General features: G+C 35.8%; 12 protein-coding genes and 1 other annotated feature. All 12 genes read left to right on the forward strand.

Annotation, left to right across the window (positions count from 1 at the left end; genetic code table 11):
• Nucleotides 1-8: 8 nt before the first annotated feature.
• Nucleotides 9-1028 carry a UDP-glucose 4-epimerase GalE gene (gene galE / locus G7059_RS06280; RefSeq protein WP_166081234.1) on the forward strand — a complete coding sequence of 340 codons (1020 nt, stop codon included), beginning with the start codon at nucleotides 9-11 and terminating at the stop codon, nucleotides 1026-1028.
• 19 nt (nucleotides 1029-1047) lie between these two features.
• Complete coding sequence (gene dnaE, locus G7059_RS06285) at nucleotides 1048-4074, forward strand: DNA polymerase III subunit alpha (RefSeq protein WP_166081235.1); 3027 nt, start codon at nucleotides 1048-1050, stop codon at nucleotides 4072-4074.
• Between the two features lie 44 nt (nucleotides 4075-4118).
• Nucleotides 4119-4787 carry a response regulator transcription factor gene (locus G7059_RS06290; protein WP_166081236.1) on the forward strand — a complete coding sequence of 223 codons (669 nt, stop codon included), beginning with the start codon at nucleotides 4119-4121 and terminating at the stop codon, nucleotides 4785-4787.
• A gap of 4 nt (nucleotides 4788-4791) precedes the next feature.
• Nucleotides 4792-6246, forward strand: coding sequence for a cell wall metabolism sensor histidine kinase WalK (locus G7059_RS06295; protein ID WP_166081237.1), 1455 nt, complete (start codon nucleotides 4792-4794; stop codon nucleotides 6244-6246).
• Nucleotides 6247-6367: 121 nt separating this feature from the next.
• Nucleotides 6368-6739, forward strand: coding sequence for a BlaI/MecI/CopY family transcriptional regulator (locus tag G7059_RS06300; protein ID WP_166081238.1), 372 nt, complete (start codon nucleotides 6368-6370; stop codon nucleotides 6737-6739).
• On the forward strand, nucleotides 6736-8352 hold the full coding sequence (locus G7059_RS06305) for a M56 family metallopeptidase (RefSeq protein ID WP_166081239.1): 1617 nt from the start codon (nucleotides 6736-6738) through the stop codon (nucleotides 8350-8352). The genes G7059_RS06300 and G7059_RS06305 overlap by 4 nt, the downstream gene beginning before the upstream one ends.
• 181 nt (nucleotides 8353-8533) lie before the next feature.
• Nucleotides 8534-8604: a sequence feature (ribosomal protein L21 leader region), on the forward strand.
• A gap of 14 nt (nucleotides 8605-8618) precedes the next feature.
• Nucleotides 8619-8933, forward strand: a complete 315-nt coding sequence (gene rplU, locus G7059_RS06310) for a 50S ribosomal protein L21 (protein ID WP_166081240.1) — start codon at nucleotides 8619-8621, stop codon at nucleotides 8931-8933.
• 1 nt (nucleotide 8934) lies between these two features.
• Entirely contained in the window at nucleotides 8935-9255 is a 321-nt protein-coding gene (locus tag G7059_RS06315) for a ribosomal-processing cysteine protease Prp (RefSeq protein ID WP_166081241.1), read from the forward strand.
• Nucleotides 9252-9536 (forward strand): 50S ribosomal protein L27, encoded by a 285-nt coding sequence (gene rpmA, locus G7059_RS06320; protein ID WP_166081242.1) that lies wholly within the window; start codon nucleotides 9252-9254, stop codon nucleotides 9534-9536. Before G7059_RS06315 ends, rpmA begins: the two co-directional genes overlap by 4 nt.
• A 47-nt stretch (nucleotides 9537-9583) precedes the next feature.
• Complete coding sequence (obgE, locus tag G7059_RS06325) at nucleotides 9584-10867, forward strand: GTPase ObgE (protein WP_166081243.1); 1284 nt, start codon at nucleotides 9584-9586, stop codon at nucleotides 10865-10867.
• A gap of 14 nt (nucleotides 10868-10881) precedes the next feature.
• The gene (gene ruvA, locus G7059_RS06330) at nucleotides 10882-11463 is read left to right on the forward strand and encodes a Holliday junction branch migration protein RuvA (protein ID WP_166081244.1); all 582 of its coding nucleotides are present in this window, start codon (nucleotides 10882-10884) and stop codon (nucleotides 11461-11463) included.
• A 3-nt stretch (nucleotides 11464-11466) separates the two neighbouring features.
• Nucleotides 11467-12477 (forward strand): Holliday junction branch migration DNA helicase RuvB, encoded by a 1011-nt coding sequence (gene ruvB, locus G7059_RS06335; protein ID WP_166081245.1) that lies wholly within the window; start codon nucleotides 11467-11469, stop codon nucleotides 12475-12477.
• Nucleotides 12478-12480 lie beyond the last annotated feature (3 nt).

Consider the following 12480-nt stretch of genomic DNA (forward strand, 5'->3'; position numbering starts at 1 on the left):
GAAAATCTATGAAAGTATTAGTTACAGGCGGTGCAGGATATATTGGAAGTCATACATGTGTATCATTATTAGAAGGTGGTCACGAGGTTATTATTGTGGATGATTTTTCAAACTCAAGTTTAGAATCGATTCGACGTGTAGAAAAAATCACAGGACACAAATTGACAGTTTATGAAGTCGATTTGAAAGACTATGAAGCAATCAATGATGTCTTTGAACGTGAAACAGTGGATTCAGTTATTCATTTTGCTGCTTACAAAGCAGTTGGTGAATCAGTTTCAAAGCCAATTGAATATTATACAAACAATATTTCAGGTACACTAAACCTTTTAGATGTTATGAGAAAGCATAATGTAAAAAACTTCGTATTTAGTTCATCAGCAACGGTGTATGGCGATCCAATCACAAACCCAATTACCGAAGATTTTGCATTATCAACAACAAACCCTTACGGTTCTACAAAACTTATGACAGAGATGATCCTCAAAGATATCTATGTTGCAGATAATGAATGGAATATTGTAATACTACGTTACTTTAACCCAATTGGAGCGCATGAGAGTGGATTGATTGGTGAAGATCCAGCAGGTATTCCTAATAATCTTGTTCCATATATTGCTCAAGTTGCAGTTGGTAAACGTGAAAAATTATCAGTCTTTGGTAATGATTACGATACCCATGATGGAACTGGTGTACGTGACTATATTCACGTTGTAGACCTTGCAGAAGGACATGTTGCTGCAATTTCAGCGCTTGCTAAAAATTCTGGACTTGTAGTTTATAACTTAGGAACAGGACATGGTTATTCTGTCTTAGATATCGTTAAGGCATATGAAAAAGCGTCAGGGGTAGAAATTCCTTACGTAATTGAAGCAAGACGTCCTGGTGATATTGCTACTTGTTATGCTGATCCAAGTTTAGCTAAGAATGAATTAAATTGGGAAGCAAAACGAGATTTAAATACAATGTGTGTTGATTCTTGGCGTTGGCAAAGTATGAATCCTAACGGATATACAAGCGAAAATTAATATTTAATGAAAGGGAAGTATGATTCACTTACATGTTAGAAGCTCCTATTCACTACTACGTGGATTAATGGATGTTAATACAATTGTAAGACTTGCAAAGGAACATGATATGTCTGCGATAGCACTCACAGACTATCATGTCCTTTTTGGTGCACTCAATTTCCAGAAAGCTTGCGAAAAGGCAGGGGTAAAACCTATTTTCGGAATAGAAGTCACTATAGAAGATTACACCTCAACATTAATTGCTAAAAACAATCGTGGATATCAAGGACTAATGACCTTATCTTACAAACTAAGTAAAGATGGGAAAATATCCTTAGAGGATATCACGCCTTATCGAAATGATGTAATTTTTATTGCTCACTCAGAGAACGGTCCTTTTGAAGCCTCATTGCTATCACAAGACAATGAGGCAGTGGTTAGTGTGTTAATGGATTTAAAGGAAAAATTCCCTCATTTATTTGTTGGTTTATCACACCAAGAGTCCAGTTTCTTTAGAGAATCGAATCGAGTTCTAGAGAGATTATCAGAGTCTTTAGATATTGATGTTGTTGCATTCTCAAAAGTATATTATGAAAAACCAGAAGATGAAGAAACATACCGTGTAGTTCAAGCCATTGATAAGGGTACCTTTATTGATGACAAAACACTTGTGTCCGCACCAAATCGTAACTTCTATTCACCTGAAATTATGTCAGAACGTTATTCTGAGGTTCAAATCAAAAATACTAAGGTCATTGCTGACATGTGTAACGTTGATGTTTTTGCAATCACGACAAGACTCCCACGCTTTGATACTGGGCAAGAAGCAGACAATGCTGTCTTCTTAACAAAACTTAGTGAGTTTGGATTGTCAAGACGACTCAAAAATCAAGTTACAGAGACCTATAGAAAACGTCTGGCTTATGAACTATCTATTATCAATGGAATGTCTTTTACTGACTATTTCTTAATTGTATATGATGTGATTCGCTATGGAAAAAAAGAAGGAATCTATGTCGGTCCTGGACGTGGTAGTGCTGCCGGATCACTAGTTGCCTATAGCCTTGGTATTACCGAAGTTGATCCATTAGAATATGGACTTCTTTTCGAACGTTTTCTTAATCCGGAACGTATCTCAATGCCAGATATCGATATAGATTTCCCTGACAACAAACGACAGGATGTTATTGATTATATGATTTCAAAATATGGACACGATCATGTTGCTCATATTGTTACGTTTGGAACCTTGAAAGCCAGACAAGCATTTCGTGATGTTGGTCGAGTATTTCAAATACCAGTCCGTAAGGTTGATACGATTACTAAATTAATTTCTGCGGATACCTTACAAGAAAATTATGATAATGTTCCAAAGTTTAGAACAAGTATTAACGCAGATAGAAGCTTGCAACAGGTCTTCGAAGTAAGTAAATCTGTTGAAGGCTTAATGCGACATACTTCACTACATGCTGCGGGTATTGTTTTATCTTCTGTACCTTTGCTTGATGTCGTACCGTTACTATCCATGCCAGATGCAATGGATGTTAGTCAGTATGATATGACTCATCTGGAAGAAATAGGATTGGTAAAGATTGATTTTCTAGGACTTAGAAACCTAACTATTATTGATTCCATTGTTCGTGATATCAATAAACATAAGAAGTTTAGTATCATGGATATACCCTTAAATGATGCAGCTGCATATTCTCTAATCTCACAAGGGGACACGATTGGGATATTTCAACTAGAATCAGATGGAATGAAAAACTTATTGAGGAAAATGAAACCTCGACAGTTTACAGATATTGTTGATGCTATTGCTTTATATCGACCTGGTCCAATGGAAAACATACCGTTGTATCTAGAGTCGAGAAATAACCCTGATAAAGTTACGTATCTTCACCCAAACCTTAAAGAAATTACTGAATCAACCTATGGAGTTCTAATATATCAAGAGCAAATCATGCAGGTTGCCCAAGTTATGGCTGGCTTTAGTCTTGCTCGTGCTGATATTCTTAGAAAAGCAATGGGTAAAAAGGATGCTAAAGAACTTGGAAGTATGAAGCAAGAGTTTATTGAAGGCTGTATTGCAAATCAACACAGTTCCGAGCTTGCAGAAGCTTTGTTTGCGTTGATTGAGAAGTTTGCGAACTACGGTTTCAATAAATCTCACTCGGTTGCATATGGTCTTATTAGTTATCAAATGGCTTATTTAAAGGCAAATTATTCACTGCTTTTCTATGCATATTTACTTACAAGTGTTATTAGCAGCGATTCTAAAACCAATCAGTACATTGATGAATGTCGAAGAAGAAATCATATTGTCTTAGGTCCACATTTATCTCAAAGTACAAATATCTATGCAATTGAAGATAATAAGCTAAGAGTTCCTTTAACGCTCGTTAAAGGGGTTTCTAAGAATATTGCGCAAGTTATTATTGAAGAACGCAAACAAAATGGCCACTACCAATCATATTATGACGCAATCAGTCGCTTAAATTTAGTTGGTATTAAGAGGAGTCATTTTGAACTTCTAATTAAAGCTGGTGCTTTTGATTTCTTTGGTTACAATCGGCCATCAATGATTCAGTCACTTGATGAAGCATTACAATATGCAGGAATAATAAAAGTAGAAAAGGCTGATCAAAGATATTTAAACTTTGATTTAGTGAGTGAACCACTTTTCACTGAAGTAGCTGATAATTTACGTCAAGACCTCAGTGATGAATATGATGTCCTAGGTATTTACTTCTCCCAACATCCTGCAGTAAGTCTTAAACAGAAACATAACACTGATTCTGTAGCAACGATTCAAAAAAGAGATGAACCGTACCGCGTTATCGCAATGATTGATAGGGTAAAGACACATCGTGCTAAGAATGGGCAGATGATGGCATTTATTGCTTGTAGTGATGATACAGGTAGTATTGAAGCTGTGGTTTTCTCGAATGTGTATGAAAAAGCCAAAGATATTCTAGCTGTAGGAAATCTTGTGTTAATTAAGGGAAATTATCGTAAAGAAGGCTCATTCATTGTGAATGACATGCTTAAGTTTGAAAGTTAGTACCTATATCGTGTATGATAAAGAATATCACAAGAGGTGAAATTATGATTAAATTTTTAATAGTAGATGACGAAGAAAAAATTAGAGATGTTGCGCATGAGTATGCAAAAGCATCTGGATTAGTATGTGAACAAGCATCTGATGGTGCTGAAGCAATAGAAATGATTAAAAATGAAGATTATGACGTTGTAGTACTCGATGTCATGATGCCTAATGTTGATGGCTTCACAGCATGTAGAGAAATTAAGAAAATCAAAGATGTTCCTATTATTATGCTTTCAGCACGACAAGAAGAGTTTGATAAGCTGTTAGGTTTTGAATTAGGAATTGATGACTATGTCACAAAACCATTCTCTCCACGTGAATTAATGGCTCGTATTAAAGCAGTAGCTGAACGATCCAAAGGATTAAAACATTCTGTCTATTCATTTAGTGGATTGGAAGTAGACATTACAGGTAGAAACTTAATTGTTGATGGAGAACGTATTAATGTAACTCCAAAAGAATTTGATTTACTCGTATTTTTAATTCAACATAAAGATCAAGCCTTATCTCGAGATGTTCTTCTTGATAAAGTATGGAACTATAATTACTATGGCGACTACCGTACGGTAGATACACATATTAAGATGTTACGTCAGAATCTAGGACCTTATCGTGATTATATCGTAACTGTACGTGGTACAGGTTACAAGTTTGAAGTCCTTAACTAAAAATATGGCATTTAGAATCTGGTTTTACTTCTTAATTTTAACCGGGTTCATGATGTTGTTTCTATGGATGCTTCAAATATCGTTTATTGGTCCATATTACGAACGCAATCGTTTTCAGCTAATTCAATCAACTGTTACTGAAATCAACAGACAATTAGCTAAAGGCGATTTTTCTGCTGCAGAAAAGTCGATATCTAAGACATTAACACAAGAAAACATGTGTGGTGTTATCTATAACAACCAAGGGTATCGTGTTCTTTTAGCAGCTGAAAACGGTAATAATTGTCACATCACAAACTTATCGTCCAGTGCAGTTACAGAATACATATCAATGGTTAACAATTCAGCAACCAATGATTTCTCAATTCGATTTAATAGCGAGATATTTGAACAAGGTATGTATTTCTATGGGAAAATGATTACAGTCGATGATTTCGACTACTATGTATTCATTAATACTCCGATAGAATTGCTGGATTCTACAGTCTATGTATTAAAAAGACAATTTGGACTCGTGGCTTTAGTTGTTTTCTCGGTAGCTACTTTGGTAACCTTTGTGTTATCAAGAAGGTTATCGCAACCTATAACTAAGATTACCAAACAAGCCGAGAGATTAGCGCGAGGGGACTTGGATGTTTCCTTTGATGAACGAGAGTATACGGAAGTTGAGACTCTTTCATCTGCCTTAAACTATGCAACGGATGAGTTCCGGAAGACTGATGAACTGCGTCGTGACTTGGTTGCTAACGTGAGTCATGATATTAAGACACCACTTACCATGATTAAAGCGTACGCTGAAATGATTGAAGATATTTCGGGTGATGATAAGGATATGCGAGAAAAGCACTTGGGAATTATTGTTGATGAAGCAAATCATTTGGAACGTCTCGTAAACGATATGTTAACCTTGTCAAAATATGAATCTAAAGTCTTTGATGTTAAAGAGACGAAGTATCAGCTAAAAGAACAAGTAGATAGTACGTTCAGTCTTTTCCAAGTTTTAGATATTAATTTTATTAATGACGTGGATGAATCTATTATGGTAGAAGCTGACGAAATAAAGATGGGTCAAGTTCTTTATAACTTTGTAAATAACGCGACTCGATATGTTGGTGACGATAAAACAATAGGTGTTACAGCGCATATATTAAAAAATACTCATGAAGTAGAAATATCGGTCATTGATAAGGGTCCGGGTATCTCACCAGAAATTATAGGTAATATCTGGGATCGTTATTACAAAATAGATAAGAATTATAGTCGTAGTGGTTCTAACTCAGGCTTAGGTCTTTCTATTGTTCGAGCAATTTGTGAAGCAACGGGATCTAAGTATGGAGTTGAATCAGAACTTGGTAAGGGCTCAAGGTTCTATTACACCCTAAGATTAAGTGAAGAAGATTCTAAGAATAGAAAAGGCAAAAAAGAAAAGTCTGGTACTGTACGTAAAGACAGTATTTGAATCGAAGAGTAGTTAAAAGAAATTAAGTTATGTAGAAATAGAGCTTTGTAATAGAAGCTCTTTAATTTGACATTAACAACTACATGACGTAGTATTAAAACTACAAGGAGTAGGTGACTGTATGAAAACTTTAAAATCAATAAGTGAATCAGAACTAGAAATCATGGATTTACTGTGGCTTAAAGAGTCACAATATACTGCAAAAGAAATCCAGGAACTGTTAAGCGAAACCAATGACTGGAAAATTACGACAGTACAGACGTTTTTAACAAGACTGGTTGATAAAGGCTATCTAAGTATTGAAAAAAGACACCGAGTTAATTACTATACGCCGATTATCACACGAGATGAGGTCGCTTCAATGGAAGCAAAGCGTATCGTAAGTAATTTAAAAATGTCGTCGATGAGTGGATTGATAACGACCTTGATTGATGAAGATGGCCTTACTAACGCTGAAATTGATGAATTAAGAGAATGGTTGAAGACAAAATGAATAAACTATTAGAGATAATGATACATATATCGATTGTCGCTTCATTTACATCAGTTGCTATTTATTTACTAATTCTTATTTTCAAAAACAAAATAAGTGAGCAAATTAAATACAAACTTGCGATTGCCTCAATGATACTATTCATTTTGCCAATCACTCTTGTATTACCTCAGATAAAAACAGAACAAGTGCTGCATGTAGAACGTGTTAACGAAACAATAAATGCACCAGTTATTCAAAGTGAAATTAAAAAGCTTCCTAGTAATCAATTACCTATAAATACTGAAGAAGTCTATCACACAGAGTTAAATGCCTTTACACCGAGAAACATATACCTTTCTGTAAGCCTAGCATTAGTATTCACGACTCTAGCACGATACATTCTCATCTCATATAGACTTAGAAAGCTTGAAAATTCAATCGATTCAAGTTCTTATGAACTTGAGAATTCAAAGACCCAGATATTCTTCATTAATTCCACGATGAGTCCATTTGCCTTCGGTATTGTAAATAAGAAAATTTACATACCAAATAATCTAAAGAATCATTCAAATTTTGAATACTTACTTAAACATGAGATTATTCATACAAAACGATCTGACATGTTTATTAAAGTAATGGCTCAACTTATTTGTAATATTCATTGGTTTAATCCTATTGTTTACTATTCGAAACATCAGCTTACAAATTTAATGGAGTCGTCTTGTGATGAAATCGTTGCAAGCGAGTTATCTAACATTGAGAAACGTGGTTATGCGGAATTGCTACTTGATGTGGCTACCCAATCATCAAACGATGGATACAGCCTAACACCTAGTTTTTCAATGAAACAGAAAAAAGTAATTAAAAGAATGGAGAGGTTTATGAATCCAAAGAAACTATCAAAGAAATTAAAGTATATCGTATTAGTTGGAGCATTAATTTCAACTCTATGCATTGGTTTATTAACCCGTGGTTTAATACACGCAAATACACCACAGGAAGAAACAAATCCTGAAGTACTAACGCAACCAGAATCAGAACATAAAGAACCAGAGGATGATCTTGTAGATGTTGTGGTAGAGGAACAAGTGTTGGAAGAGCCGAATCAGGAAAATCCAACACCATCTGAGCCTGTAGAAGAAGCACCTAAAGTTGAGATAGAAAAGACACCAGAAAAAGTTGTAGATAAGCCAGTTGCAACGACTCCTCAAAAAGAACCGGAAAAGAAACCAGAAGTTGTGCTGAGCTTCCGCTCTCCACTAGGTGATGATTCATATGTGCTCTGTATGTATGGATGTTACCCAGGGCACCAAGGAGTAGATTTCTCCTACAATAATTCCGAAGCTGTAGATATGCCTATTTATGCAATAGAAAGTGGCAAAGTTATTGAGAGTGCCTTTGCAAATGGGGGTGAAGGAAACTACATAACAATACTTCACGCGAATGGATACAAATCGGTCTACACTCATATGGCTAATGTTTCTGGATTAACCGTTGGTACACAAGTGAATAAAGGTACTCGTGTTGGTAGTGTAGGAATGACGGGAGCAACTACATATCCACATGTGCATTTAGAAATTATTGACGCATCAGGAACAAAACTGAATGCGATAGATCTTATTAAAAATTAAAAGACTGCCTATAGACATATGTTCTATAGGCATTTTCATGAATTTGTCTCCAGAATATGGTAATATATAGAAGAATTGTTACGTAAAAAGAGCAATCATAATTAATAATATAATTTACTAGACAAGGTTATGCTAATAAGTTATAATATTAAAGCATTAAAAGGCGTAAGTTGCATGTCCAATCGACATACAACCGCACAGATAAGGTTAAAGTGATTCAATCCACCTTATATGGCGAGTCTTATGGCAAAAGAAGGAGGTGTACTATGTACGCAATTATTGAAACTGGTGGAAAACAAATCCTTGTTGAAAAAGGTCAAACTATCTTTGTTGAGAAGTTAGATGTTCAAGAAGGTGAAGAAGTCGTATTTGATACAGTTGTTGCTGTTAAAAACCGTACTTTAAAAGTTGGGGCTCCATATGTAAAAGGTGCTACAGTTACTGCTAAAGTTGAAAAACAAGGTAAAGGCAAGAAAATCACAATTTTCAAATATGTATCTAAAAAAGGTTCAACACGTAAAAAACAAGGTCATCGTCAACCTTATACACGTTTAGTTGTTGAAGATATTATCTCAGGATAATATGATTACCGTTGATATTACGACAAAAGATGGTGTATATCGTCATCTCAAAGCAAGTGGACATGCTTATTCTGGTGAACCAGGATTTGATTTGGTCTGTGCTGGTGTGAGCTCTGTATTAACAGGTGCTTTAAATGGATTTGATACATTAGATGATACAGTTGAAGTGTCATTAACTTCAGAACCACTTGTCGAAATCAATATAAAAAATGAAAATACATTAAATCAAAAACTCTTTGAATTTCTACTTATTCAATTAAAAACAATTGAATTTAGTAATTCAGAATACATTACAATAAACGAAAAGGAGGATGTACGATGAAATTCTTATTAGATATTCAACTATTCGCTTCGAAAAAGGGAGTTGGATCAACAAAGAACGGTCGTGATTCACATTCAAAACGTCTTGGCTCAAAAGCTGCAGATGGTGAAAACGTATCAGCTGGTTCAATTCTATATCGTCAACGTGGTACAAAAATTCACCCAGGAACTAATGTAGGTCGTGGTGGTGATGACACGTTATTCGCTAAAGTCGATGGCGTTGTTAAATTCGAACGTATTGCAAAAGGTCGCAAGTGCGTTTCAGTTTATCCAGTTGCTTAATACAGAATCCCCAGTTATTGGGGATTTTTCATTGAAAGGATGATGCTATGTTTGTAGATCGCGTTAAAATAAAACTAATTGCTGGTGATGGTGGCGATGGAATGGCGTCTTTCCGTCGCGAAGCTTATGTTCCTATGGGAGGTCCATATGGTGGCGATGGCGGTAAAGGTGCTGACATCATTTTTGTTGCGGATTCACACAAGTCCACCTTGCTTGATTTACGATATAATCGTGTCATCAAAGGAACTCATGGACAAGCTGGTAAAAATAAAAAAATGCATGGCCGTGGTGCCGAGGATATTATTCTTAAAGTTCCGGTGGGAACCGTTGTTACTGATGTTGAGAAAGACATTGTTATTGCTGACTTGACACGTCATGGACAACGTGAAGTAATTGCTTATGGTGGTCGTGGGGGTCGTGGTAACACACGTTTCGCAACTCCTAATAATCCTGCTCCGCACTATGCAGAAAAAGGTGAACTAGGGCAAGAAATCGAAGTTGAGATTGAACTTAAATTGCTTGCTGACGTTGGTATTGTTGGTTTCCCATCAGTTGGTAAATCAACACTTCTATCAGTAATAACAAGAGCTAAACCAGAGGTTGCTGATTATCATTTCACAACTATTGTTCCAAATTTAGGAATTGCTGAGACCAAAGATGGTCGTTCATTTGCTGTGGCAGATATGCCAGGACTTATTGAAGATGCTCACTTAGGAAAAGGTTTAGGTCATGTTTTCTTAAAACACATTGAACGTACACGAGTACTTATTCATGTGGTTGATATGGGTGCTGAAGACGGTCGTGATCCTCTTGAGGATTATGAACAAATTCTCCATGAGTTATCTCGCTATGACGAAAAACTTATGAAGAAACCAATGGTGGTAGTCGCAAATAAAATGGATTTAGATATTGCGGCAAGTAATCTTGAACGTTTCAAAGAACGTTACCCAGAGGTTGAAGTATTTGAACTTATTACCATGGTAGGAGAAGGTGTTGATTCACTTCTCTATCGTGTAGCAGATATACTTGATGAACATGTTGAAGATATTGTTACAGAACAAAGTCAAACAGTTGTTTATAAGTATGAAGCACCTAAACGTAACTTTGATATCGAAAGAATTAATCAAAATACTTGGCGTGTTGTTGGTGATCTTGTTGAGAGAACTTTCCGTCAATTTGACTTTGAAGATGAAGCGTCATCAATACAATTTGGTATCGCCATGAAGCGATATGGTGTTGATCAAGCACTTCGTGATGAAGGTGTAAAAGACGGTGACACGATAATTCTTAACGATGTACAATTTATTTTTGATGAAGGTATGGTAGAATAAGAACAGGTGATATTATGATTGCATATATTTCTGGAACAGTTGCTGATGTTGGACTTGATTATCTCGTAGTAGATAATCAGGGCATTGGCTATCAAATTTTCTATCCAAGACCTGAAACAATTAAACAAAATGAAACGATTGTTATTCACACATACCAACATGTCCGTGAAGACGCCATCGTTCTTTTTGGCTTCGAAAATAAGCAAGAGCTATCTGTATTTATGCAGTTAATCAGTGTGAAAGGAGTTGGACCTAAGACAGGTCTAGCTATTCTTAGCAAGTCAAGTTCAGACGAACTGATTCGTGCTGTAGATCAAGAAGATATTGCTTATTTGAAAAAACTACCAGGTATTGGTGCTAAAACTGCTTCTCAAATTTTACTTGATCTACGAGGGAAATTTGTGGCAGACACAAGTCAGAAGGCAAGTAAAGTTTCTCCTGTTGTTGATGAAGCATTACAAGCTCTTATTGACTTAGGTTTTAAACGCAATGAAGTTAATTCGATAAAGAACGAATTGAGCCTTGATTCCAATTCAGAGCTTTCGGAATTAATTAGAAAAGGGTTACAATTACTGAATTCAAGAAAGAGGGGATAATTGATGGAAAGAATCGTATCAGCTGATAATGTAGATAATCAAACAGATTATGAAACATCATTACGACCTGCAACTCTTGATGAGTATATAGGACAGTATGCATTAAAAGATAATCTAAGAATCTTTATTGAGGCTGCTAAAAATCGTAATGAAACGCTTGATCATTTACTTTTTTATGGACCACCAGGTCTTGGTAAAACGACTTTAGCGTACATTATTGCTCATGAAATGGGGACAGGTATCAAAGTTACCAGTGGCCCTAGTATTGAGCGTAGTGGGGATTTAGCGGCCATATTATCAAGTTTAGAACCAGGAGATGTTCTCTTTATTGATGAAATCCATCGGATACCTAAAGTTGTTGAAGAGGTTCTTTATCCTGCAATGGAAGACTTTACACTCGATCTAGTTGTCGGAAAAGATTCTTCGACACGCAGTATTCAAATAGATCTTCCGCCATTTACTCTTGTGGGAGCTACTACACGTGCTGGTGATTTATCTAGTCCACTACGTGATCGATTTGGTATTATTTCTAAACTTGAATATTATTCTCAAGATGAACTTGAGACAATCGTTGCGCGTACAGGACGCGTTATGGATACTGAGATTAATAAAGATGCTGTTGTAGAAATCGCTCGTCGCTCACGTGGAACACCGCGTATTGCGAACAGGCTTTTTAGGCGTGTTCGTGACTTTGCACAGGTTCTTAATGATAATTTAGTTGATTTGAATATTACCCAACATGCTCTTGATAAACTTAAAGTTGACAGCTTAGGTTTAGATGATGTCGATATTCGTTATCTCAAAGGTATTATTGAACGTTTTAATGGAGGTCCTGTTGGTCTTGAAGCACTAGCAGCATCTATTTCAGAAGAAACGATGACTTTAGAAGACGTTTACGAACCGTATTTATTACAATTAGGATTTATTAATAGAACACCAAGAGGTAGAGTTGCAACTGAAAAGGCATACCAACATCTTAAAATTGATGTTCAGCAATTTTTATTTGAGGAGTAGATT

This window comes from Erysipelothrix sp. HDW6A (assembly GCF_011400295.1).
Taxonomy (GTDB): domain Bacteria; phylum Bacillota_I; class Bacilli_A; order Erysipelotrichales; family Erysipelotrichaceae; genus Erysipelothrix.